This is a genomic window from Vibrio crassostreae, from assembly GCF_041439375.1.
Classification (GTDB): domain Bacteria; phylum Pseudomonadota; class Gammaproteobacteria; order Enterobacterales; family Vibrionaceae; genus Vibrio; species Vibrio crassostreae_D.
Window position 1 is genome coordinate 38,820 of record NZ_JBGONY010000026.1, and the last position, 25,119, is coordinate 63,938.

At 44.4% G+C, this 25,119-nt stretch carries 24 protein-coding genes; 20 read left to right on the forward strand and 4 right to left on the reverse strand.

The window, feature by feature from the left end; all coding sequences use genetic code 11:
* Positions 1–226 precede the first annotated feature (226 nt).
* From ACED45_RS12635 to ACED45_RS12665, 7 genes are all read left to right on the forward strand, one after another.
* Positions 227–2,263: a TonB-dependent receptor gene (locus tag ACED45_RS12635; RefSeq protein WP_371714169.1), complete on the forward strand. Its 2,037-nt coding sequence runs from the start codon at positions 227–229 to the stop codon at positions 2,261–2,263.
* 206 nt (positions 2,264–2,469) lie between these two features.
* The gene (locus ACED45_RS12640) at positions 2,470–4,599 is read left to right on the forward strand and encodes a TonB-dependent receptor family protein (RefSeq protein ID WP_371714170.1); all 2,130 of its coding nucleotides are present in this window, start codon (positions 2,470–2,472) and stop codon (positions 4,597–4,599) included.
* Positions 4,600–4,686: 87 nt separating this feature from the next.
* Complete coding sequence (locus tag ACED45_RS12645; protein WP_371714171.1) at positions 4,687–5,664, forward strand: Fe(3+) dicitrate ABC transporter substrate-binding protein; 978 nt, start codon at positions 4,687–4,689, stop codon at positions 5,662–5,664.
* Positions 5,661–6,695: a FecCD family ABC transporter permease gene (locus ACED45_RS12650; RefSeq protein WP_371714172.1), complete on the forward strand. Its 1,035-nt coding sequence runs from the start codon at positions 5,661–5,663 to the stop codon at positions 6,693–6,695. The genes ACED45_RS12645 and ACED45_RS12650 overlap by 4 nt, the downstream gene beginning before the upstream one ends.
* Entirely contained in the window at positions 6,695–7,666 is a 972-nt protein-coding gene (locus ACED45_RS12655) for an iron chelate uptake ABC transporter family permease subunit (RefSeq protein WP_371714173.1), read from the forward strand. Before ACED45_RS12650 ends, ACED45_RS12655 begins: the two co-directional genes overlap by 1 nt.
* A 2-nt stretch (positions 7,667–7,668) precedes the next feature.
* Entirely contained in the window at positions 7,669–8,433 is a 765-nt protein-coding gene (gene fecE / locus ACED45_RS12660) for a Fe(3+) dicitrate ABC transporter ATP-binding protein FecE (protein WP_016784219.1), read from the forward strand.
* Positions 8,434–8,661: 228 nt separating this feature from the next.
* Complete coding sequence (locus ACED45_RS12665; protein WP_048659886.1) at positions 8,662–9,081, forward strand: VOC family protein; 420 nt, start codon at positions 8,662–8,664, stop codon at positions 9,079–9,081.
* 100 nt (positions 9,082–9,181) lie between these two features.
* Here ACED45_RS12665 and ACED45_RS12670 read toward each other — a convergent pair whose 3' ends face one another.
* Positions 9,182–10,081 carry a DMT family transporter gene (locus tag ACED45_RS12670; RefSeq protein WP_371714184.1) on the reverse strand — a complete coding sequence of 300 codons (900 nt, stop codon included), beginning with the start codon at positions 10,079–10,081 and terminating at the stop codon, positions 9,182–9,184.
* 269 nt (positions 10,082–10,350) lie between these two features.
* Here ACED45_RS12670 and ACED45_RS12675 point away from each other — a divergent pair, with 269 nt between their 5' ends.
* Positions 10,351–11,751 (forward strand): alpha-amylase family protein, encoded by a 1,401-nt coding sequence (locus ACED45_RS12675; protein ID WP_371714174.1) that lies wholly within the window; start codon positions 10,351–10,353, stop codon positions 11,749–11,751.
* Between the two features lie 92 nt (positions 11,752–11,843).
* Here ACED45_RS12675 and ACED45_RS12680 read toward each other — a convergent pair whose 3' ends face one another.
* Positions 11,844–12,818, reverse strand: a complete 975-nt coding sequence (locus ACED45_RS12680; RefSeq protein WP_371714175.1) for a LysR family transcriptional regulator — start codon at positions 12,816–12,818, stop codon at positions 11,844–11,846.
* 100 nt (positions 12,819–12,918) lie between these two features.
* On the opposite strand from ACED45_RS12680, the gene ACED45_RS12685 reads away from it, so the two are divergent.
* The gene (locus ACED45_RS12685; protein ID WP_017089225.1) at positions 12,919–14,271 is read left to right on the forward strand and encodes an MATE family efflux transporter; all 1,353 of its coding nucleotides are present in this window, start codon (positions 12,919–12,921) and stop codon (positions 14,269–14,271) included.
* A gap of 202 nt (positions 14,272–14,473) precedes the next feature.
* Here ACED45_RS12685 and ACED45_RS12690 read toward each other — a convergent pair whose 3' ends face one another.
* Positions 14,474–14,911: a Spy/CpxP family protein refolding chaperone gene (locus ACED45_RS12690; protein WP_371714176.1), complete on the reverse strand. Its 438-nt coding sequence runs from the start codon at positions 14,909–14,911 to the stop codon at positions 14,474–14,476.
* A gap of 212 nt (positions 14,912–15,123) precedes the next feature.
* Here ACED45_RS12690 and ACED45_RS12695 point away from each other — a divergent pair, with 212 nt between their 5' ends.
* Entirely contained in the window at positions 15,124–15,369 is a 246-nt protein-coding gene (locus ACED45_RS12695; RefSeq protein ID WP_029223306.1) for a hypothetical protein, read from the forward strand.
* Between the two features lie 27 nt (positions 15,370–15,396).
* On the opposite strand, the gene ACED45_RS12700 is transcribed toward ACED45_RS12695, so the two are convergent.
* On the reverse strand, positions 15,397–15,594 hold the full coding sequence (locus ACED45_RS12700; RefSeq protein ID WP_371714177.1) for a hypothetical protein: 198 nt from the start codon (positions 15,592–15,594) through the stop codon (positions 15,397–15,399).
* A gap of 102 nt (positions 15,595–15,696) precedes the next feature.
* Between ACED45_RS12700 and ACED45_RS12705 the strand changes: the two genes are divergently transcribed.
* The 10 genes from ACED45_RS12705 to ACED45_RS12750 all read left to right on the forward strand — a co-directional run bounded on the left by ACED45_RS12705 (position 15,697) and on the right by ACED45_RS12750 (position 25,073).
* Entirely contained in the window at positions 15,697–16,701 is a 1,005-nt protein-coding gene (locus tag ACED45_RS12705) for a response regulator (protein ID WP_004731662.1), read from the forward strand.
* A 1-nt stretch (position 16,702) separates the two neighbouring features.
* On the forward strand, positions 16,703–17,140 hold the full coding sequence (locus tag ACED45_RS12710; protein ID WP_004731659.1) for a PAS domain-containing protein: 438 nt from the start codon (positions 16,703–16,705) through the stop codon (positions 17,138–17,140).
* Positions 17,141–18,006: 866 nt separating this feature from the next.
* Positions 18,007–19,050: a GMP reductase gene (locus tag ACED45_RS12715; protein WP_371714178.1), complete on the forward strand. Its 1,044-nt coding sequence runs from the start codon at positions 18,007–18,009 to the stop codon at positions 19,048–19,050.
* Between the two features lie 142 nt (positions 19,051–19,192).
* The gene (locus ACED45_RS12720) at positions 19,193–19,813 is read left to right on the forward strand and encodes a TnsA endonuclease N-terminal domain-containing protein (protein WP_136982640.1); all 621 of its coding nucleotides are present in this window, start codon (positions 19,193–19,195) and stop codon (positions 19,811–19,813) included.
* 2 nt (positions 19,814–19,815) lie between these two features.
* Positions 19,816–20,520: a DUF3696 domain-containing protein gene (locus ACED45_RS12725; protein ID WP_371714179.1), complete on the forward strand. Its 705-nt coding sequence runs from the start codon at positions 19,816–19,818 to the stop codon at positions 20,518–20,520.
* Positions 20,520–21,410, forward strand: coding sequence for a hypothetical protein (locus ACED45_RS12730; protein WP_136985374.1), 891 nt, complete (start codon positions 20,520–20,522; stop codon positions 21,408–21,410). Before ACED45_RS12725 ends, ACED45_RS12730 begins: the two co-directional genes overlap by 1 nt.
* 277 nt (positions 21,411–21,687) lie before the next feature.
* Complete coding sequence (locus tag ACED45_RS12735) at positions 21,688–22,029, forward strand: hypothetical protein (RefSeq protein ID WP_371714180.1); 342 nt, start codon at positions 21,688–21,690, stop codon at positions 22,027–22,029.
* 199 nt (positions 22,030–22,228) lie between these two features.
* Positions 22,229–23,320 (forward strand): ComEC/Rec2 family competence protein, encoded by a 1,092-nt coding sequence (locus ACED45_RS12740; protein ID WP_136974994.1) that lies wholly within the window; start codon positions 22,229–22,231, stop codon positions 23,318–23,320.
* 14 nt (positions 23,321–23,334) lie between these two features.
* Positions 23,335–23,955, forward strand: coding sequence for a hypothetical protein (locus ACED45_RS12745; RefSeq protein ID WP_240798956.1), 621 nt, complete (start codon positions 23,335–23,337; stop codon positions 23,953–23,955).
* 47 nt (positions 23,956–24,002) lie between these two features.
* On the forward strand, positions 24,003–25,073 hold the full coding sequence (locus ACED45_RS12750; RefSeq protein WP_371714181.1) for an AAA family ATPase: 1,071 nt from the start codon (positions 24,003–24,005) through the stop codon (positions 25,071–25,073).
* Positions 25,074–25,119 lie beyond the last annotated feature (46 nt).

A 25,119-nucleotide genomic window follows, 5' to 3' on the forward strand; every position in this document is an offset into this window, starting at 1 on the left:
TTTAAAACGTTGTTGTCGCCTGCTCACAACTCGCTTTCAAGTGCTCTCTTTCGGGGTTAAAAGAAAGAGAATTTTTCTATCTTATTGTTTTTATTGATTCTTATGTCATTAGTGGTGTTGCATATTGCTAGGCAAATATAGATCAAAAAATATACATTGCAAATATAAATGATATTTGTTCTTATTCGCAATAATGTAATTTTATAAACTAAAACGGAATTAGAAAATGAACATGAGATTGACCTTGTCTCCTCTTGCTTTGGCAATTGGCGGAGCCTTAACGGCGGCGGCTGGTGTGTCAACTGCAGTGGCGGAAGAACAAGTCACTGTAGATGAAACAGTGCAAATTATTGGCCATCAATACGAAGGTTATGCAGAGCACATGCCTCAGTCAGGAACCAAAACGGATGTCGAGTGGTTAGATGTACCGCAAGCGGTATCTGTGGTTACAAAGACAGAAATGGAAGACCGTGGTGCTGTACGTTTAGTGGATGCTCTAGATGGTGTTGCCGGGGTTAACAATACCTTGGGTGAGGGAAGCCGAGACCAATTTGTGATTCGTGGTTTTGATGCACTCAACGACATGTACCGTGATGGTATGCGTGATGACGGGACTCTGCAATCGTACCGAAGCTTAGCGAATATCGAACGTGTCGAAGTGGTAAAAGGCCCAGCCGGTGCACTTTACGGCCGAGGTTCAGCGGGCGGTATCATCAACTTGGTCACCAAGCGTGCTAACGGTGAGAACTTCACCAACGTAAATGGCAGTGTTGGCAGCAACAATTTGTTTGTTGGTCAGGTTGACAGTTCGATGGCGTTTAGTGATAAAGTCAGCGGGCGTATCAACGTGGAAAGTCGACAATCGGATTCCTATGTAGACCACGTCGACTCGAATGACTTCTTTATCGCACCCACCATTCGTGTATTACCAGCGGATGGTCACACGATTGATCTCGATGTCGAATATGCTCACCAGGAGTTGGTGCCATATCGTGGTGTTCCATCAAAGAATGGTAAGCCTGTCGACGTCTCTGAAAGCACGTTTTACGGTGGCACCAACGATTATCAAGAGTCGGACAGCATTCGTGTTGGCGTTAATTATGAATGGCTTTTGAATAGCGAATGGGCATGGACAAACCGTGCAGCATACAACCATATCGAACTTGAGCAAAAGGGTACACGCCAAGGAACGGTAACTGGTAATGAAGTATCTCAGACGGTAAATAACTTCGGTTACGACCCTCGTACCACAACCACTCTTCAATCTGAGCTAGTTTGGGAAACCGATTCGAACCAAATGATGATCGGTGCGGATTTTAATCAGATCAATATCGACTTAACGCTCGCAAGCGATAAAATCTTACCTTCGAAAGACATTTATAATCCTGTTGCAGGTCCAACGCCTGATCCGGGTTTCAAACCTTTCCGTGATAACACGACCACGACTACTGGCGTCTACATTCAAGACGTTTACACCTTTGGTGATCTTTCAGTGATCGGCAATGTGCGTTACGACTCGATGGAGCTTGAGCAGCAAAAAGCGGGCTCAGCAAAAGAGAACCTAGACGATAACAAAGTGAGCTACCGCGGTGGTTTGGTTTACCGAATCAACAACGATATGTCCGTGTACGCAAGCTTAGCTCGTTCATGGCAACTGCCTTACTCAGGTATCTACATCAACCCTAAATTAGCTGAATTCTTCCACACCGATCTAAAAGAAATTGGCGCAAAAGCTTACCTATTAGATAACGCTTTGATGCTGAATGCCGCGGTCTTCCAAATCGATCAAGAGCAACCAGAAACCAATACAGACGGAGACGTGGTCAACAAGATTGAAGCGCGTCACCAAGGTATTGAACTGGAAGCTCGCGGTCAGATAACAGAGCAATGGGACATTTCGGTTGGATATAGCTATCTCGATGCGGAAGACAAAGAGACAGGCAAAAAGCCAAATGATGTGTCTGACCACCTGTTCTCACTTTGGAGTACTTACCAGCTAGACGACAACTGGCGTTTAGGTGGTGGTGTGAAATATGTTGGCGACCGTTACGCAGGTAATGATGAAGCGGTAGCTCTGGGTGACTACACCACGGTTGACTTGATGGCAGCGTACACCACGGGTCGTCACAAAGTTCAAGTGAATGCTTACAACGTGCTTAATGAGAAATACATTCTGGGCGCAACCAACGGCACGTCTGGTACTAACCAGATTGGTTACGGAGCGCCAGCCGAATTTATGCTCAGTTACGGCTATCAGTTTTAAAAGCTAATTATGTTCTAAGAGCTAGTTCAGTTCTAGGAGTTAGCTCATTTCTAAGAGCTATTTTAACTCTAAAAACGATTGATTTATTCGCTACGAATGAATGAACAGTTGGCTTCATTTTGAGGCCATTTAGCCCATAGGGTCAAAGCGCCGATATAACCGTAAACACGGCCTTTGACCCTAACCTGCCTATTTAGGAGATTTTCATGCCTTACCAGAATTTGGATGGTAAACCCTGTACTCAATCACATCAAAAGTTGCGTCTAAGTGCCCTTGCAATGGCCATCGCTTCAGTGACTTCCATGAGCGCATTTGCCGCGTCAGATCCACAAACGACGACCATGGAAACGGTTGTCGTGACGGGCAGCTTGATCGGTAATTCAGAACTTGAGGATGTGAAAGAGTATCCGGGAGCGCGTACCGTTCTAACTAACGAACAAATTAAAAAGACTGGCGCACTCTCGATTGACTCTGCCTTCCAAAGTGTACCGGGCATTAAAGTTCAAGACGAAACGGGTACCGGTGTTTTGCCTAACATCTCAGTGCGTGGTTTGAAAGCGAGTCGCAGTGGCCACGCTCAATTCCTCATGGATGGTGTTCCTCTGACACTGGCGCCGTATGGTCATACCGGACAATCTATTTTCCCTGCAACGCTGTCGATGCTTGATCGTATTGATATTGTGCGAGGCGGTGCGGCGGTTCAGTACGGACCAAACAACGTCGGTGGTGTGATCAACTTGGTGACCAAGCCTATTCCACATGAGTGGCAAACGGAAATCAGTAATCGCTTAACAGTATTCGAGGATGGCGATACGCCGCTCAACGACTTTTACCTGCGCACGGGGGGTTGGTTAACCGATACGCTGGCACTTCAAGTAGAGGGTAACTTCTTAAAAGGCGAAAGCTTCCGTGAACACTCCGACACAGATGTCAAAAACTTCCAAGCCAAATTGCAATGGTTACTGAGTGATACTCAAGAGCTACAAGCTTTCGTTCAACGTTATGATGCCGACACCCAAATGCCCGGAGCTTTATCGCCGGATGATTACGAAAAAGATCGTATTCAGTCGAAGCGCCCATACGATGAATATCAAGGCACTTCAACGCGTTGGAGCCTGAAGTACCTGCATGACTTGAATCTTGCAGATAGCGCCGAATTAGAAATACTAACGTTTGGCCACCGTTCTGAGCGTTTCTTCCAATGGGGCTTTAACAGCGCTGGTGGTCACTGGGCGGACCCGGCATTACCGTCAACCGATATTCGTACGTCACCACGTGAATTTGCTGTTTATGGTGTTGAACCTAAACTCGCGATGTATTTTGACGGTAATACCGTGACGCAAAATGTGATTGTGGGTGCGCGCTATGTTAACGAAGACATCGATTACAAGCTGACCCAAACGCCAATTGCTGGTGGTGCTACAACAACCCCACGTGACTGGCACTTAGACACCGACGCTTATGCTGGCTATATCAGTAACGAAATTGGTTTGTTTAATGATGTGTTAAAGGTAACACCTGGTATTCGTTACGAATCGATTGATATGACGTTTGATGATCTGGGTACAGCACAGAGCACAGACAACAAAGTGACGGAATGGCTGCCGGGCTTAACCGTAGCATACCATCTGACAGAGCAATGGGTTGGTTACACCAATGCACAGAAATCTTTGCGTGCACCACAAATCGCTTACATCCGAGGCAAAGGTGAAGAGGGCAGTGAGCTAGCGTGGAACTACGAGTTGGGTGCACGCTACAACCAAGATTCAACCAGCTTTAACATCGCACTTTACCGCATTGATTTTGAAGATCAGCTGCAATGGCAAAGTGCTACCCAAACTTTCGATAACATTGGTAAAACCCTTCACCAAGGTGTTGAGCTCTCTGGTCGTTATATTCCTCAAGCGATGCAAGCTCTGAGTTTGGGCGCTGGCTATAACTACTTAGATGCAACGTTAGAGGAAGAGGGCGCAAACAAAGGTAATCAACTTCCATATACGTCTAAGCATCAATTTAGCTGGGATGCGACTTACGCCTTTAGCAAGGTAGATACGACTTTGTCTGGTTACTACTTCAGCGAGTCTTACTCTGACAATGCGAATACAAGTGCCGAAGATGCAACGGGCGCGACAGGTAAAGTGCCTGCCTACATGGTCTGGAACTTTAACCTAGGTTCGGATTTGTACAAGGATGAGAACAGCAAGCTACGCATGAACCTTGCGGTGAACAACTTGTTTGATGAGGACTATTACTTCCGCGGTATTGATACCAGTCCAGTTGGTCGTTATCCAGCCCCAGGACGTTCTTACACTTTGGATCTGAATTATCAGTTCTAATACGTAATTTGTTGAAAGTAATAACGAATAAAAGTCGCCAATACTCTTGGCGGCTTTCACGGTTCTAGCGTTTAAGGAAAATTAAATATGGAAAACAGCTCTCGCCTTTTGTTTTCGAATCCATTGCAGCTGTCGAACGGACTGCTGTCATTTAATAGGCCGTTTTTATTCAGCAGGATAGCGATAACCTTAGCTTTGCTGATTATAAGCTTGTTCTCATTCTCCAGTTCAGCACAAACCAGGGTCATACAAGATGAACAGGGTCAGTTTGAGATAGCGACTACTCCGCAACGTATTGTGGTTTTGGAGTTCTCATTTGTAGATGCGTTAGCTGCGGTGGGTGTTTCTCCTGTTGGTGTTGCTGATGACAATGATGCTTCGAGAGTGATCCCGGCGGTGCGTGCGTTGGTTCAACCATGGGAATCGGTTGGCATGCGTTCTCAGCCTAGCTTAGAAGCCATTGCGGTATTAAAGCCTGACCTGATCATTGCTGATGCAGAGCGTCATCGTACTGTCTATCAAGATCTACAACGTATCGCACCAACTCTGCTGCTTAAAAGCCGCGGCGAGACGTATCAAGAGAATTTGGAGTCTGCGCTCAAGATTGGCATCGCTCTCGATAAACAATCGTCAATGGAACAACGAATTCAACAACATCAACACGCCATGGCCGAATTCAAAAGTCATTTCTCGCTCAAACAAACCGTCCAATTCGCTGTCGTGTCGGATAAAGGTATGTGGTTACATAGCACAGCGTCTTACGCAGGAGGCGTGCTGACCACATTAGGCATTGCGAGCCCAATTGTGAAACCAACAGAGAAGGCATATTTGCCAACCAGCTTTGAGTTGTTGTTGAAAACCAACCCGGATTGGTTACTCCTTGGCGCTTACTCTCATCCAAATATTGTTGATGATTGGCAGAAAAATCCGTTATTCAATGTACTAACCTCTGCAAAAAAACAGCAAGTTGTAGAAGTGTCACCAGCACTTTGGTCATTGAATCGAGGCATGTTAGCGGCAGAACAAATGGCGAAAAATCTTGAGCAGATCTTGGATCCATCATGAGTACGATGTTGTTCTCTAAAAGTAAGCGATTCTGGCCAATACTGTCGTGGCGAGTCACATTATTTGCGGCATTAGTGTCGTGTTTGGCACTATCTGGTTACGCGGCCTCTATGACCGGGTGGTCTAATTTCTCATTAACATTGAGTGACTTGATTCACTACTGGTTTGCGTTTGATGAAAGCAACATGACTCATCAAATATTGGCGACATTAAGAGCCCCAAGAGCTTATGCGGGGCTATTGATTGGTGCGAGTTTGTCTGTCGCTGGGTTATTGATGCAAGGATTAACGCGTAACCCACTGGCGTCTCCATCGATTCTTGGCATTAACGCTGGCGCAGCCTGTTTTATGGCGTTGGCTGCGATAGGTACACCGGTAGTCAGTGAGCTAAACCCAATCCTCAATGCGGTTCTTGGCGCGTTGCTAAGCGGAGGGGCCGTGATGCTTCTCGGTGGTTTCTTCTCCGAACGTTCTCATCCGTTACGTTTGGTTCTAGCCGGTATCGCCATTACGGCGTTATTGCTCGGACTGACACGAGCGGCGCTGATTCTTGCCGACGATATGGCTTATAGCGTCTTGCATTGGCTTACTGGCTCACTGTCTAGTGTCGATGATGAGCAATGGCAACAGCTTTGGCCGCCTGTAGTGATTGGTTTGGTGTTGGCAATGAGTCTTGCTCGTAACCTCAACTTGCTGGCACTTGGTGAAGAGGTAGCTGTGGGGTTGGGCAGTAACATCAGGTTTACTCGCCTCGTGAGTGGACTGACGATCGTGTTGCTTGCCGGAGCAAGCGTTGCTATCGCAGGGCCAGTTGGCTTTGTTGGATTGTTAGTGCCTTATTTGGTTCGACCTATGGTTGGGCACAATTATCATTTACTGATTCCTATTTCAGCATTGGCTGGCGCAGCATTAGTCTCTTGGTCAGATGCATTATCACGAGCGATTGCTTTCCCGACTGAAACACCCGTTGGTGTTATTACTGCTTTGCTCGGGACACCTTGTTTTATTTTGATTGCGACGAGGAGATCTTAATGCACCATCACACTAAGATTGTTTTGTTATCAGGGATTCTCATATTAGTGGCATCCGCAGGTTTGTTTGTCGGCGCAGCTTCGCTTTCTGTTTCTCAAGTCATCGAACATTTGGTCGCGTTTTCCAGCGACGACTTTGTTATCCATCAGTATCGGCTACCACGTATGTTGCTCGCGATAAGCGTGGGCGCAGGGTTAGGGCTTTCAGGGGTATTAGTGCAAGGCGTGATACGTAATCCGTTAGCATCGCCTGATCTTATGGGTATTAGTTCTGGGGCAGGACTTGCTGCGACAGCGAGTTTAGTTTGGTTCCCAAATGCACCAGTCAGTGTGCTTCCTGTGCTGGCGATGTTCGGTGGGGTATTGGCTGCTGGACTGATTGCTGCATTGGCCTGGTGGTCAAGGCCAACACCCGCCAAATTGGCGCTGATTGGTATTGCGGTGAGTGCGTTTCTGGCCAGTTGTATCGACTTCTTGCTGGTCACCAATCCAATAGAGATCAACACGGCCATGGTGTGGCTAACAGGCAGTCTTTGGGGCAGAAATTGGCAGCAAGTCCCGTTTGTTTGGAGTGCTCTGCTCTTGTTATTACCCATGGCATTATGGCTTGCTTGGCGATTAGATGTGATGGGGCTTGGCGAGGAAAGTGCAACCACATTGGGCACTAAGCCAAAACAGATTCAGGCTCTCGCGTTATTGGCCGCTGTATTGCTTGCCAGTGTTAGCGTTTCTGTTGCTGGAACGATCAGTTTTGTGGGTTTATTAGCACCTCACTTAGCACGCTTGTTGTTTGGGCATAATCATAAGTGGTTAATCCCTGCATCTGCACTGGTGGGGGCAATTCTGGTTACCAGCGCTGATGGGTTAGCTAGAGGTCTACAACCACCGATTGAATTGCCAGCAGGCGTTCTAACTTCCGTGATTGGCGCGCCATATTTCATCTTTCTTCTCTATCGTTATCGAGGTTGGTAACCATGCTCAAAACGCAGAATCTTTCCGTCGCGTACGGCAAACAAACGATCATACCGAACCTGTCGGTTTCTATCCCTAAGGGAAAAATTACCGCATTGATAGGACCTAACGGGTGCGGTAAATCTACCTTGTTAAAGACGTTAGTCAGAATTAACAAGCCAGTGGCTGGAGAGGTGTTGTTCGAAGACAAACCGCTATCAAGCTACGGCGATAAAGCGCTCGCTCGTTCGTTGTCACTTCTTCCGCAAATCTTGGTCAGCCCGGAAGGCATTACGGTAAGAAAATTGGTCGAATATGGCCGTTCGCCCTATGTCTCTCATTGGGGAAGGTTAGGACAGGACGACCAAAGGATTGTCGAGCAAGCAATGCGAGATACAGGTGTACTCGAGTTTGCTGATAAGCCTGTTGAGTCACTGTCTGGTGGCCAGCGTCAAAGAGCATGGATTGCGATGGTAATTGCACAAGATACAGATGTAGTGATGTTGGACGAGCCGACCACATACCTTGATATGTCTCACCAGGTGGAATTAATGAACCTGATGCAACAGATGAATGCCAAGGGAAAAACGGTGGTTGTCGTGTTGCATGACCTGAACCAAGCCAGTCGTTATTGCGACCATCTAGTGGTTTTGGAAAAAGGGTGCTTAATCGCAGAGGGATCGCCTGATGAGGTGATGACCGAAACGATGCTCAGTAACGTATTTGATCTCAAAGCGAGCGTGTTTCGTGACCCTATTTCAAATACGCCAATGTGTGTCGCGATTTAGTTATCTGTTCTGAACAACGAGATCACCAAGGTACAAAGAACAGAACACTGGCAAGGAAGGCACATTAGATTAGGTCGTCTAAACTTAAAGTCTGTATGTAGTCAAAGTAGAACAATTTGGGCTCTAAAGACGTTCTCGAAATAAATGCAAATTAGTGCTTTACCTCAACTTAACTTGAGGTATTAGGATATGCAACGTTGCTTACGAGAATACTTTAAGGAGAGAAGAATGATCCAACTTGAACATGTAAATCTAGTGGTAAAAGACATCCCAGAAATGCTGGTTTTCTATAAAGCGGCATTCCCTCATTGGTATGTTCGTGACGAGGGAAAAGGGGAGTGGTCGGGCAAGCCACGGAACTGGCTGCACTTTGGTGACGAGTACCAATACATCGCATTGAGTGATCACGGAGAGGGTGAGAACAGAGATTTGGCTGGGCATTCTGTTGGCCTCGCACACTTCGCTTATGTAACCAATAACATTGAAAGCGTCACTCAACGCCTTATTGATGCAGGTTTCCCGATTGCTAAGCCCGGTGCCGAAGAACCTTATCGCAAGAACGTCTACTTTGTGGATCCGGCTGGCTTTGAAATCGAGTTCGTTGAATATCTGAGTGATGATCCCAAACTTCGTAATGCGACAAGTTAGTAGAATGATAGTAGGGTAGAAAGTACTTAAAGGGCATTGTGGAATTTTCCGCAATGCCCTTTTTTAGATCAATTGACTAGTTGAGGGTTAGCTTGGTTGTCTACTTAGCTTTAAATGGCACCAATAGTTGTTTGCCAAACACATTGATTAGCGCGCCAGTTACGATTAGACCACCACCTAGGTAAGTCCAAACTGATGGAATCTCATTGAAGACCCACACACCTAATAGTGCTGAGAATACGATCTGAACGTATGAGTAAGCTGAAGCCTTGCCTGCTGCCTGAGTTTGCATCGCTTTGGTTAAACCGTATTGGCCTATTTGAGTGAAAATACCGACTAACACGAGCATCACGGTTAAGAATAGGCTCGGCCATACAAAGTCGTTCCAGATAAGGGCTGTAGAGATTGGTAGAGCAACCAGTGGGAAGTAGAAGATGATGACAGAGCTGTCTTCCGTTTGGCTCAGCTTTCTCACAATCACATAAGCAATTGAGCTACCAAATGCGCCACATAACGCCACCATTATGCTAAATAGCGGTAACTCGCTGCTCGTGCCACTGCTCATGCTTGGCTGAACCATTACTAATAACCCTGCTAAGCAGAACGCAATGCAGATCATGGTCGATTTTTGGACGCGTTCTTTCAGAAATAGCACACCGAGCAATGCGGTAAATACGGGATGTACGTATTGTAGAATGGTCGCTTCTGCTAACGGTAGCGTGGTCACAGCGTAGTAAACACACATCAGTGCTGCGGTGCCAACTGCACCTCGAACAAACAACAAAGGTTTGTTATTTCCCCAGATCGAAATGCCTTTTCGTTTAACGTCGATATAACTGATGATCAAAGACACCAAAGCCCTTGCTGCAACAATTTCGAATACAGGTATGCCGTAGTTGCTAATGTACTTCACACAAGCTGACATCAGTGCGAATCCAAAAGCGGAAAGGATCATGAACCGAACCCCTACAGGGATCAGTGAAAAAGAGAAAGAAGGCATAAAAATATCAATTGGTTGAGGGGAAAAGGAATCATAACGTAGTTTAGAAGGGCCGACCAAAGTCTTTGTCTTGTTCAGGTCAACTTGATTCAATTAATTCTCATTTCAGTTCTTTTCAAAATTCATCCCGCATAACATCGGCGATAGCTCAGTTTTATAAAATCACCATCAACAGAAGGTGACGCTAATTCAACTCTGATTTATCCGTCGTTTTAATTGTCTTTCTTATTCATATCATTCTTGTGAATTTATAATGAGAGATATGTTCTATGAAACCAATCAATACCCTACTCATATCCGCACTTGCCGTTTGTTCTTTTAGCTCAGCCACTTATGCTGACACTATTTTGCATGCTTTCAATTGGAAGTATTCGGACGTAACGGCCAACGCGAATCAAATTGCACAAGCTGGTTATAAGAAAGTACTCGTCGCTCCGGCAATGAAATCGAGTGGCAGCCAATGGTGGGCGCGTTACCAACCTCAAGACCTTCGTGCCATTGATTCACCTCTCGGCAACAAACAAGATTTAGCCGCAATGATTACCGCACTTAAAGGTGTGGGTGTTGATGTGTATGCCGATGTGGTGTTGAACCATATGGCGAATGAAAGCTGGAAGCGAAGTGACTTGGATTACCCTGGCACAGAAGTGCTAAACGATTATGCGAGCCGTTCAAGCTACTTTGCTGACCAGACTCTGTTTGGCAACTTAGCGCAAGGTTTTGTCTCGGCTAACGATTTCCATGCCGCAGGTTGTATTTCAGATTGGAACGATCCTGGTCACGTTCAGTACTGGCGTTTGTGTGGTGCCGATGGCGATGTAGGTTTACCTGACCTTGATCCGAATAACTGGGTGGTTTCACAGCAACGTTTATATCTGAAAGCGCTAAAAGATATGGGGATCAAAGGGTTCCGTATTGATGCGGTAAAACACATGAGCCAGTACCAAATTGATCAGGTATTCACGTCTGAAATTACTGCGAATATGCATGTGTTCGGTGAAGTCATTACCAGCGGTGGAGCAGGGAACAGCGGCTATGAGTCATTCTTAGCGCCGTACCTGAATAATACTAATCACTCCGCGTACGATTTCCCGCTGTTTGCGTCGATTCGCTCGGCATTCTCAATGGGCGGTGGCTTGAACCAACTGCATGATCCAAAAGCGTACGGCCAAGCACTTGATGATAATCGCTCAATTACTTTTGCTATCACACATGATATACCAACCAATGATGGCTTCCGTTACCAAATTATGGACCCACAAGACGAGCAGCTTGCTTACGCTTACATCCTTGGCAAAGATGGCGGCACGCCGTTGATCTACAGTGATGATCTACCGGATTCTGAAGATAAGGATAACGGTCGTTGGGGCAATGTTTGGAATAGTTCGAGTATGAAGAATATGCTGAGTTTCCATAACGCAATGCAAGGCAAATCGATGACGATGATTTCGAGTGACCAATGTACTTTGCTGTTTAAGCGTGGCAAAGAAGGCGTTGTTGGTATTAATAAGTGTGGCGAAACCCGTGGCGTGACGGTTGATACCTACCAACATGAGTTCAATTGGAATGTTCAATACAAAGACGTATTAAGCAGTGCGACAGAAACCATTTCTTCTCGCTACCATACCTTCAATCTACCACCACGCAGTGCGCGTATGTTTAAGCTTTAATGCTCACTAAATAAAAGCAATAAACGACTGGTAGAAAGCATAAGCCGCAGCAAGTTCTGCGGCTTAGTTGTATCTGGGCTTACGGCTTACCGTTACTGATGATCGCTAATAACACCAAACCAATGATTCTGGTGAGCTAATGATTTCAGCAACTCGATCTCTTTTGCTGTCTCTTCTCTAAGCCATTCAATAAGGTCATTGATGATAGGCGTGTGAGTACGTTGGTGCATGAAGTAAGTCCAAGCACTGTGTTGGATCTTTGCATTCTTAGGGCAGTACAAGAAGCCTCGTTGGAGATCTTGTTGTACTAACAATAGATCCGTGACCGTAACGCCTTCACCGGATAAACAAGCACTGAGTGCCATATCTAAAGACAAGAAACTGGTATTTCTGACGGGTTTCTTTGGTGGGAATTCAACATCGGCCAACCACACTTTCCAGTCGTGATGATCTAAGGTTGGGTGGAGTCTTGGTAAAGTTAAGATCGAATCGAGGTCGGTGTCTTTATTCGTTAAGTTGGTCGAATTAGTTAAGCTAGTCGAGCAGACCGGTGCCATAAACTCTTCACGCAAGAAGGTGATGTCAGGTGCTTTGTCATAGCGTTTTTTGAAGCGCGTGTGGAAGATCAGTAGATCATACTCACTACTATTAATCGATTCGTCTTCCTCAATAACAGGAACAATGACGATCTCATGATCTTGATAACGCTCGTTTAATTCTCGCACTTTAGAGATCAATACTCGCGTCGCGAAACTCAAGGTCGCTTTGATCACAATACGCTTCTGCTTTGGCTCACTCCAAGAGGCGATGACAGCTTCGATATTGCCGTAGCTTTCTCGCAAAGCTACATACAAATCATGACCTTGTACCGTTAATTCAATCGCTCGATGCTTACGAATAACCAGTGATGCGTTTAACTCATCTTCAAGCTGTTTGATCTGTCGGCTGATTGCACTTTGTGTCACATGCAGCTCTTCGGCAGCCAGAGTAAAGCTCATCAGCCTTGCGGCAGCTTCAAAGGCTTTTAAGCCATTATGTGAGGATGGCAAGCTGGGATATGGGGTCATAATTCGTTCGCATGAGTTTATGGAATGTTAGAGTCGCAAATTTATCAATTGAACGCCAGCCCCATCGATCGTATTTTGGGCGAAATTAACTGAGGCGCTCATGAAAAAAATACTCACTCTTGCATTCCCTTTGATCATTTCACAGCTGATCTCTATGGCGTTAGTCCTTACTGATGTTTGGATGATGTCGCGTATCAGTGTGTCAGCCCTTGCGGCTGGTGGCTTAGGCGCCTCTATCTACTTTTTCATCTTCATTATTGCGAGCAGCACCGTGGGTTGTGTCGCGAACTTGATTGCGATCGCTTATGGTCAGCGAGTAGCTCGCCCTGAGTTTGGTAATACTCAAATCAGATTGGCTGTGAAAGGCGCAACTATGCTGGCATTCGTGCTCAGTGTGACCTTAATGGCCAGCTTCTGGTTTGCTCCATTGGTATTAGAAGCAGCCAAACAGCCGCCAGAAGTGATCACTTTAGCCATGGAATATGTCCATGCTTTGAAGTGGGTGATGTTGCCTTCGCTTATCCTATTGGTGCTTCGCGGCTTAACCAGCGCGTTTGGCAATGTGCGCTCCATTCTTGTGATGTCGATTATCACCGTAATTCTGAATGTGCCAGTCAGCTACTTCTTAACCTTCCAATTAGACATGGGCTTAACGGGGTTAGGGCTAGGTACGGCTATCGCGGCATTTATCGTGATGGTTGGATACACGGTCTGGGTATTCAAACGTGACGAATTCAGACAGTTCGCCCCTTGGTTAAACACTGAAGAGTATTCAATTAAGTTGATGAGTCCGCTTTTAATGATGGGTTTACCTATCGGATTAGCAGCATTACTTGAACATGGCCTTATTTACGGCGGCACCTTGATGGCGGGCACGATCAGTATTGCTTCGTTAGCCTTACACCAAATTCTGCTGCAATGCTTGAGCTTTACTTGGAACTTCAATTTCGGTTTCTCACAAGCTGCGGCGATTTTGGTGGGGCGTGATTTCGGTGCGGGTAATTACGAAGGGATCAAAAGAACCTCGATTCTCAGCTTTATCTTAGTGTCGGTGTTGAGCGTTGCGTTGTCTGCCGTGTTCATCATATGGCCGGAAATGATCGCGTCTATCTTTAAGCTGGACGATGGCACTGGCGCGATGACCTCACTGTTGGCTTCTGTTATCTGGGTAGTGGCGTTGTGCTTTATTGTCGATGCTTGGCAGTTACTGGCAATTAACTTGCTAAGAGGCATGAAGATTGTCTCCATGCCAACCGTGATGACTGCTATCGGTTACTGGGTATTTGGCCTACCTGCCGCTTGGTATTTGATGCCAAAATTTGAATTGGCAGGGATCTGGGGTGGAATCGGCGTTGGTTTGGGCGTGACAGGTATTCTGCTGCTTATCCAATTGATGCGTGTCATCCAAAAGAACAGCAAGTCTCCGGATTTGTCGAATCATGCTTATACGTGATTTGCTAATGGTGTACTGAACACAAAAAAGCCGCAGTCATCATAATGACTGCGGCTTTTTGTTGTCTATTCAGATTCTCCCTTTTCCGGGGGAGATGGGAGTGAATCAATATCAGGATTAGGGGCAGCTATTTTCTACCAGACGATTTATTGCCAGACTACTTTCTACCAGACTATTTTCCACCAGACTATTTTCCACCAGACTACTTTCCACCAGAGAGCGCAGACTTCATCATGGTTTTGAACTGCTCTTTCTGCTCTTCAGTTAACACATTATAAATGTTGTTCTTGAGACGCATCTCTTGCATCACCATCGACTTCTCGGTTGCTTGAATGGTGTCGATGATCTTTTCCATCTCGGCTTCATTGAAATCAGGTTGAGTCACAAGGCTGATCTGTTTCTTCTTGAGCTCGATCGCGCTATCCATGTCAATCTGTGTTCTATCAGATTGGTAGCCTTCAACAAGGGAGATGACTTCCGCGTGTTGCTCTTCGCTTAGGTTTAAAGAAGCAATAACCATTTGCAGTGGGCTCACTGCGGGTTGTGGCGGTTGTTGTGGTGATGAAGCACTCACAAACGGAGCGGTAACGAGTAGAGCTGAAGCAGTTAATACACAAAGCGACTTTTTCAGTGATTTCATTGAGTTTCTCCTGTTAGTGGAAACATGAGTATAGGTGAGTAAGCTGAACTCGATATGAACATGTCGTTCAGTTTAATTCGCCGAGCTCATTGCGTTCACTTAGTTACCTTCATCTAAGCGTGGAACGAGTTAGACCTTGGTCTTACAGAAACAGAGCTAAAAGGTGACTAGAATGACTTAAGTCGCTCACCGTTTTATCAAGGAATACACAAATGGAAGTTGGATTGTTCTGGGCTGAAAAAGGGATGTTAGTGCTTGGCGCACTGTTTGTTTTGACGAGCATGATGCAGTACGGAAGACGCAGTAGCGATTGGAAAGGCGTGATTACGATGTTCTACAAGCGTATCCCGATGAACATCGCCGAATACAAATGGTATCGTTTAGGTATCGCTTTATTGGTGTTTGCTGTGGTTATACGTTTCGCATTACTGATCCTATGGCCTTCATACCAGTTCTAGTTCTTCACACTACGTCTCTTATCATGGCTACATAAAGCCGATAAATGAATGAGCATACCGAGCCTTAATAAACTCACTTATTAAGGCTGCCATTTCATAAACTAGCGCTGTTGTTCCATAAAAAAGTGCTATTACTCTATAATGATGAACGGTTATTACCTTTGTAGCATATTGTTTTTCATGAAGAATAATGCCAGATAATAGCTCACCTGCTTGTTCCATCATTCTTACTAATAATCTACACATAAATTCATTCACCCCGTACCTGATACTATAATGTTCTGTTACACTCGTCCGAATTAGCTTTAATTTGTCGGTGGTGCATTTATGTCGTTCCCAGTTCTTATATGTGATGATTCTGCGTTAGCAAGGAAGCAGATGGCTCGATCACTGCCTAGTTCTCTAAATGCAGATATAACTTTTGCTGTTCATGGGCTTAATGCACTTGAAGAGCTCGCTCAAAACCAATTTAAATTGATGTTCCTCGACCTCACCATGCCGGAATTAGACGGCTATGGCACATTGGAAGAGATGCAACGTTTGGGTGATACCACGCCTGTTGTCGTTGTTTCGGGTGACATACAACCAAAAGCACAACAGAAGGTGCTGGATCTCGGCGCCAAAGCGTTTTTACAAAAGCCGATCGATAAAGAAGCGCTAAAAGCTATTTTACGTGAGCATGTTGAGCCGCCAAAACAGCCTCAGATCATTACTCCGACCGCCTTAGAACTGCCAATACTTCGCCGACGCGATATCTATATGGAAGTGGCGAACGTAGCGATAGGCCGTGCCGCTGATGCACTGGCTCGTCACTTTAATGTATTTGTTCATTTACCACTGCCGAACGTCAACATTTTCGAAGTGAGTGAATTGCACATGGCACTTCGTGACCTAGCGGATAACGACCAAGTGTCGGGTGTTTGCCAAGGCTTCAGCGGAGAAGGCATTGCAGGCGAAGCATTAGTCTTACTGAGTGATTCCAGCGTGAGCGATCTTAAGAAGCTCATGAAAGTGCCAACCGAAAGCGAACAGCTTGAAGAGTTAGAACTGCTGATGGATGTGTCGAACATCTTAGTTGGCTCATTCTTGAATGGGTTAGGGGAGCAATCAGAAGTTCGTTTCTTCCAAAGCTCACCTGTGCTGCTTGGGCAACATATCTCGATTGATTCTGTCATTGAAAATACCAGCGGCTCGTTTAAGAAGACCATGACCTTTGAAGTCAGTTACAACATTGATGGCACTTCAATCCGTTGTGACCTTCTATTTATGTTCGTTGATGAGTCTCTGCCTCTTCTAGACAACAAATTGGCCTACCTAATGGAGGAGTTTTAATATGCTGAATCTTCCTGCTGAATTTGAACAGTTCCACTGGATGGTCGACATGGTTCAAAACGTCGATATGGGGCTGGTGGTTATTAACCGTGACTTTCAGGTACAAGTTTGGAATGGCTTTATGACGCACCATAGCGGTAAGCAATCGCATGATGCGATCGGTAAGTCGATCTTTGAACTGTTCCCTGAGATCCCAGAAGAGTGGTTTAGGCTGAAAACCAAGCCAGTATATGACCTAGGCTGTCGCAGTTTCATTACATGGCAACAAAGGCCTTATCTGTTTAAGTGCCGCAATGTTCGCCCTGTAACTCAACAAGCCGATTTCATGTATCAGAACGTGACGCTGAACCCGATGCGCTCACCAACAGGACAAGTCAGCTCATTGTTCTTGTCTATTCAAGATGCGACTGCAGAAGCGTTAGTCTCTCAAAAGAACTAACACTGCTCTATTCACTAAACAGCACTTTTCTATGTGCGTATTAGCATCGGTCTGATCAGCGAATAAAAATGGCTAAGGTTAACCACCTTAGCCATTTTTTTGCTTTCTATTCTTCAAATCTTATCTTTTCCCCAGTTTTTCATGTCAACCAATCCTCTTTTTCTGAGCGCTTTGCAGAGTCTTCTAGGTTAAATGAACGAAAGGGCAGCCACGAAACGTGCTTTTGGAACGGTAATGCTATGGGTGAATAGAAATTGGATTTATAAAGTCTAAGCTTGAAAGCTTCATTTAATGGAGTGCGAGGGCTCGACTCTCAAACCCAAGTGAATATTGGTCTCTAGATTGAGTCCTTTTCACTCTACTTTTCTAAGTGACTGCAAAACAGAAACGTCACGAGATTAGCCAATTTGGTCAAAAACAGATAAAAATTGGAAAATAATCGAATTTATTTAAGAAAAAAGGCATTTTTTTGTTGGAGAAAAGTGTGGTTTTTATGTGATTTCGAGGCACTTTCTTCACATATTTGCATTATGAGGGTGATATTACGTGAAATATGAAGGAAAACGATTGCGCAATTAACCAACAGCGTTTGCGTGAATGGTTCGCTAAGTTATTAATTAATAAGAATTTAGTTGGGAAGTGTAACTGAGGGAGTTTTAGCGGATATGGAATCTTTGAGAGGATAGCATAAAAAAAAGTGAAATATCAGACTTGCTGTTACTAAATCACGACCTATAATGCTGAAAACCGGAGCGTCTGCCAACGCTCCGGTTTTTTTGTGTCCGAAGAAAAGTAAACTCGTCTGCCAACGGTTTTACTACGCATTTCGCGAGAGACACATAATTTTATGAATCAAGGAAAACACCATGCGTATCGAACAAGAACTTAAGTTAGGTTTCAAAGATGTACTCTTCCGTCCGAAGCGTTCTACCCTTAAAAGCCGTTCTCAAGTTGAATTAACCCGCGATTTTACATTCAAGCATAGCGGTCGTCAATGGTCTGGTACTCCAGTAATTGCAGCGAACATGGATTCGGTAGCAAGCTTTGAAATGGCAGCTGCTCTAGCAGAGCACGGTGTTATGACTGCAGTACACAAGCACTACACAGTAGAGCAGTGGGCTGAGTTCGCAAAAACAGTAGACAAGAAAACGCTGAACAACGTATTTGTTTCAACAGGTACTTCTGAAGCTGAGTTTGAGAAAACTAAGCAAATCATGGCGCTTAGCGACGAATTCGTATTTATCTGTATTGATATCGCTAACGGCTACTCAGAGCACCTAGTTGAGTATGTACAAAAAGTACGTGCTGAATTCCCGACTAAAGTTATCTCTGCTGGTAACGTTGTAACGGGTGACATGGTTGAAGAGCTAATCCTAGCTGGCGCAGACATCGTTAAGGTTGGTATCGGCCCTGGTTCTGTTTGTACTACTCGTGTTAAAACAGGTGTAGGTTACCCTCAACTTTCTGCAATCATCGAGTGTGGCGACGCAGCACACGGCCTTGGCGGCATGATCATCGGTGACGGTGGCTGTTCATGTGCGGGTGACGTATCTAAAGCGTTCGGCGGCGGTGCTGACTTCGTAATGCTAGGCGGCATGCTAGCAGGTCACTCTGAGTCAGGCGGCGAAGTTGTAGAGCAAGACGGTAAGCAATTCATGAAGTTCTATGGAATGTCGTCACAGTCGGCTATGGACAAGCACTCAGGTGGTGTTGCTAAGTACCGTGCTGCTGAAGGTAAAACTGTTTTACTTCCGTTCCGTGGCTCTGTTCACAACACAATTTCTGACATCCTTGGTGGTGTACGTTCAACTTGTACATACGTAGGCGCAGCAAAGCTTAAAGAGCTAACTAAGCGTACGACTTTCATCCGTGTACAAGAGCAAGAGAACAACGTATTCGGTAAAGAGTAATCTGAACGAGTTCGAATAGTGTAAAAAAAACCATACGTTGATTTTACGAAACTATACGCTGAAATAAAAACAACCATACCTTGAAATTGCTTGTTAAGTGTACAACACTTGAGAAAGTTTACTACAGGTATGGTTGTTTATTATGAAAAAACGGATTCTTAGAAACTCGTCAGTAAAAAACATCTCACGCTTTGTCAGCCTCAAAACGAACTCTATCCATACAGTCGAATCCGACTTGGAGTTTGACGCATGTTTCCACTTCGAATTTTCGCCACAGATTATAACTTTCGAAGCGCAGCCTATGGGTTTTGAATATTTTATCGAAGGTAAGCTGCATAGGTATACGCCCGATTTTTTAGTCACATACAAAGATTCATACCAATCATTTTATGAGATAAAGCCCAAGTGCATTGCAGAAAAAGATGAGTTTAAAGAAAAGTTTAGAGCTCAGAAAGAACAAGCATTGGGCGGCGGTAAAGACCTGCACGTATTGACAGGTGATGATATTCAAATATACCCATTGCTCGATAATTTAAGGATCATTCATCGTTATGCTTGCGATGAGCGTCTTAACTCCATTCAGAGAAACATATTGAATCTATTTAAGAAATATGGAGAGCTCAGGATAGAGCAGGTTGTTCAATATTCTTCAGTTCATTCTTCTCAGTTATTACCCTCACTTTATGATTTGATTGCCAGACAGTTGTTAAGTATTGATATGCACCAGCCTATTGGTTGGCAAAGCCCTATTTGGAGCTCTTAGGCATGCCAAGTGAAGGTTCTAAGCGATTTGGCGAGCTATTTCCAAGTACTAACTTCGATAAAGAATCGAAACCAAAGGAAACGCTATCACTCCCCTTATGGAAAGATGTTGATCTGACGTTTAAGGATGTCTTTTCTGTTGATGAAGACCGAAGAAATGAGACCATACATAGATATAACATTCTAGAATTCCTTATAGATCAATATGGTACCGATTTTTCCAAAAAGCAAATAGATTTGCTAGAAAAGACAATAATACTTAAAGACTCGCACACTGAGATACCTTTATTACCATCAAGCGTAGGTGTTGGCGTTTCCCAAGTATTCCCATTTGTCGTTGCTACATCACTTGAGCAAGACCTTATTGTGTCATGTGAGCAACCTGAACTGCATATCCACCCTAAATGGCAGTTGGCATTAGGCGACATGATGCTCGAGGCAATTAAGACAAATCAAGATCGAATGTTTCTAATTGAAACGCACAGCGAACATTTGCTATTAAGGTTACTAAAACGTCGACGCCAAACAGCAGACGAAGAGATTTCATACGAGCCATTTGGTTGTAAGAAAAGTGATGTGCAGATTATTTTCTGTGAGCAATCAGAAGGTAAAACACGCTTGCTTCCAATCAAAACAACCGACGAAGGTGAGTTTGATGCTCCTTGGCCAAATGGCTTCTTTGAAGAAAGAAGAGAGGAGCTATTCTGATGCTACATTTGGAATTTGCAGTTGCGCCTACTGAAGTCAACTCTTTGGCCGACTTGGCTCTGTTGGATGCGCGACTAGGGTTTGACCGTGGGGCTGTGTTGTCTGGTTTTCCGAAAGCTTGGTTTAGAGATGTCTCTGACCAATTAAGGCAGACGCACAATGGAACTTCGCTGGATAAAGCAACAGAGCGACTTAGAACTTTCAAAAATAATAAGACAGTTACGTTTACTCGAACGTATCAAGAAGGTAGTTGGGTAAATGCAGCTACAGAAAGCCATGGAAATGTTCCGTTTCATAGATTAGTCGATCAATCATTTACTCAGTTACCTGTTTTTGTTTCTTCGATTACTGAGTTAGAAGACCCCGACTTTAACTACAACTCTCAATTTCCTCGAGATGCATTGTCTCTAGCTCAAGCAGCTACCGCACTTTTACTCGGTGCGGAGAAAGTTACTATTTACGACCCATTTATTTGTGTTACTAAGTCGGGTTATCGTAAAACGCTGCTTGAACTTATGAAGTTATGTAAAAAGGCTGAAGTAGAGTTTCATATTTTTTCAGAAGAAGACGGAAAACCAGCTTGGGGGCAAACAGAACAAGCTCTAATGGAACTAAAAGCTGTTATGCCTGGGAACATTAAGTTGTACTGGTATTGCGCAGATGATGATGGTTCGGGTTTTTTACATTCTAGAGGTTTATTCACAGCCAAGGGTGGTTTGATCTACGACAGGGGGTTTGCAGAACCAAGTGATAGAGATCAACGTCAAGAGCTCACAGATATAACTCCGATGCCCAACGATTTGCTTCAAGCGAAAGCAAATTCTTACAACACGTCTCTTCAATATGAAGACTTTGATCTCGTGAGAGGTGTTTGGTCCTCGCATCCCTAATGAACAATTGGGGTCTGTAACTTGATGCGATACATGTGGCAGGATTAATTAAATATTAATCCTGCTCTCTAGCTATGGATTTAATTATGCATTTACAACTCAGCGCTACTAAGGCTCTTAACAAATGGCTTAAAAAAGATTTCCCGCGCTTATCAGTAGAAGCGGGCAAACGACCAGGAGTCAATAAACTAAGCTCGGATGCCGCTACTATGAGCTCGCCGAAAGGCTAGAAATTGAGTGGTAATTTGCCTTCGTTGAAGCTTTGGAAAGCTACTCCTTGGAAACTTATGCCTTGAAAGATAAGGGCTTAATCCGCCGTTATGACATTGCCATGTTGCTATCAAAGCTCAATGACATTGAGCTCACACCGAACTGGATAAAAAACACCGACCTGAGCGGTGTTAACGGCCATATTGCTGACGCTGCACAGTGGGTCACGCAAACCTTGGATGATAGGAATCTCGATCGATTGAGCCAAATGCTGGCGCTTGAAATTTCTAGCTATATCAACTCTCAAACCAAAAGCATCAAAGTAAACAACAAGAGGCAGCGCTTTATCCCGATCGAGCGGTTGCTTGAATATGCCCAACAAGTCACGAAAAGTAACCCCAGCCTCTGATGAAATGAGTAATGTAGTTCTGTTTAGGGGCGAGTTTATTATTGTTGACTCATCTGAAGGTAATAATATTTACTATAGGTAAATACCCTTACAGTTCATATCTTCACATCTCAAGGTAATCCCAATAAAAACAATACGTTATAATGTGGCATGCTAGTTGATTAGTAACTCTTAACTTTCATAGAAAAAGGAAAAAGTTATGGGTTACGAAATTGATTTTTTAGGTGTTGGTGAAGAGTCTAAGAGTGGTGATGCAATCGCACTTCGCTACGGTAATCTACACGGTCATCGTGACGAGCAAACGGTAGTTGTGATTGATGGTGGTTTTCAAAGTACAGGTTCAAAGATTATTGATCACATCACCACTTGTTTCGGTACTTCCAAAGTGGACTTGGTCATTAATACTCACGCTGATCAAGACCATATCAACGGTTTGGAAACCGTCCTCAATGAACTCGAAGTAAAAGAACTTTGGATTCATCAACCGTGGCTACATAATCAAGGGCTTGCTGATAAATTCAAAGATGGACGCGTGACGGACAATAGCTTAGGGGATCGCCTTAAGCAAAACCTCGAAAAAGCTTGGTCATTGGTTCAGTTGGCTGAATCGAAAGCGGTTACTGTACGTGAACCTTTTACGGGTTTAACGGACACAGGAGGTGGTGTTAAGGTTCTTGGTCCTTCTGTTGAATACTACGAATCCCTCATTCCTGATTTCGATGGCATGCCGGAAAAAGCCATTGCAACGAATGCATTAGAAAGCTTTTTTGACAAAGTGGCCGCATCTATTAGTCGTTTCTTTGCCATTTGGGGTGAAGACCAGATTGATGATGACGGAGTCACATCGGCGAAGAACAACTTAAGTGTAATCACCCAATTGGTCGTCGAGGGAAGGCGCTCTGTTTTTACTGGGGATGCGGGCATTCAGGCTTTGGATTACGCGGCAGATCAAATCGAGCAGTGTACGAGCGGAGCAGAGCTTCGATTTATGCAGATCCCACATCATGGCAGTAAGCGTAACATCGGGCCGACAGTTTTAAATCGTTTGGTTGGAGAGCCTATCGGGCAAGGTTCGTCTCGTAATATTACGGCGATTGCCTCTACTGCTAAAAATGGTGAGCCTAAGCACCCACGAAAAGCGGTTATGAATGCTTTTACTCACCGAGGTGTCAAAGCATTAGCGACGAGAGGCTCCGATATTTGTCACCATTATAATGCTCCTGGTCGTGATGGATGGAACAGTATGAATCCTGAGCCATATCACTTCGACTATGAAGAAGAGGTGGCATAATGGTGGGCATATCGATGAAAGCCAATAACATTGTCCCGCTCTCGGTATTGATGGTTCTTCAGTTCACCGTGATATCACTTGTTAATCAAAGTTCTTTTGATATCAGTTATGTCAATATACTAAAAGACACCGGTGGAGCGATGTTAGCGATAGGTGCGATTTCGGGGTGGCTTAGCCACCTCATGCCGGCTGAAGTCAAGAGCGTCTTGGTATTTTGGCGATGGAGCAATGTGTTACCTGGGCATCGCTTTATACAGTTATCAGAGAAAGATCGACGTATTGACACTGTGCTCCTAAAGGCCCGCGTGTCCGAGTATGATTTGTTGAAGCAAAATAATAGTGAGCAGAACAGTCATTGGTACAAAGAGTTTTATCGTCCATCCAATAAGCAGGACGAAGTGGCTTCAACTCACAGAGCGTATTTGTTGTATAGGGATGCGGCGGCTGTATCTTTTGTCAGTGCCTTTGCCTTGCTGGTCGCGAAGCAATTCTTGGGCGAGTATCTTTTAGAAGTAAGTTATCAATCTTTGTGGGTGTTTGTGGTAGCGATCGCAGGCTTTTCAATCGCAGCAAGAAATGCGGGGAACAGACTCGTCACAACAGCCGTAGCAATAAGCTTAAGTGGCTTAATATAGTGGTCAGATTTGAAGTTTAACAAGGAAACAGTTGGTTAGTTATGAATGTGAAAAGTAAAGAACGTCAAACAATCAAAGACAGTAAAAATTTAAGAGTGACAGAAACAGCTCAGCCAGAAGTGAAAAAACGTATAACGCAACTACTGGAGCAGATTGGTGAAGGGTTACATGAGAGAGAGCAGATCCTTTCTATATCATTATTGAGCACGCTTAGTGGGCAGAACACTTTTCTATTCGGACCTCCTGGAACTGCTAAAAGCTTAATTTCTAGAAGGTTAGCCTGTGCATTTGAGTCTCAAAAGTATTATGAACATTTGATGAATCGTTTTACAACACCTGAAGAAGTGTTTGGGCCAGTGTCAATTCAAGAGCTCAAACAGGATAAGTATATCCGTAAGACAGAAGGGTATCTTCCTGATGCAGAGTTTGCATTTCTTGATGAAATTTGGAAATCCAGCCCAGCGATATTAAACACTCTGCTCACCTTAATTAATGAACATGTTTTCAAAAATGGCAGTGAAATTATCAAAGCACCTATTCGTTCGGTTATTGGCGCCTCGAATGAAGTACCTCAAGAAAACCAAGGGCTAGATGCTCTGTATGACCGATTTATTACTCGTTTAATGGTCCCGCCAATTGTACTTGAAGATAATTTCAATTTGTTACTAAACGCAAAGCCTTCGACTAGTGAGCCTAATGTTGATAAGGAACTTAAAGTATCTCTTTCAGAGCTTAATCAGTGGAATGAAGCGATACATAATGTTGAACTTAGTAATGACACTTTGCTTGTTATCAAATATATACGCAATGAGATCAGTGAAAAAAATGAAGAGTTAGGTCTGTATGTTTCGGATCGACGGTGGCAAAAAGCTGCAAATTTGTTGAAAGCATCTGCGTTTTTCAACGAGCGTAATTATACAAACCTTACAGACACAATACTTCTAAAGCACTGCTTATGGACTTCTCCAGAAAACAGGATTTGTACCGAAGAGATCGTTATGAATGCTATCGAGTCATGTGGAATTGCTAGTGATATCAATTTGGCTGATCTTGATAATAGTAAAGATAGCTTAGAGAAAGAGATTACTAAAGAGCTCTTCTATAAGGAAGATGTATGATCTGCTCCAGTCAGACTGGACACTTAGCTAAGCGACATTTCGCTTT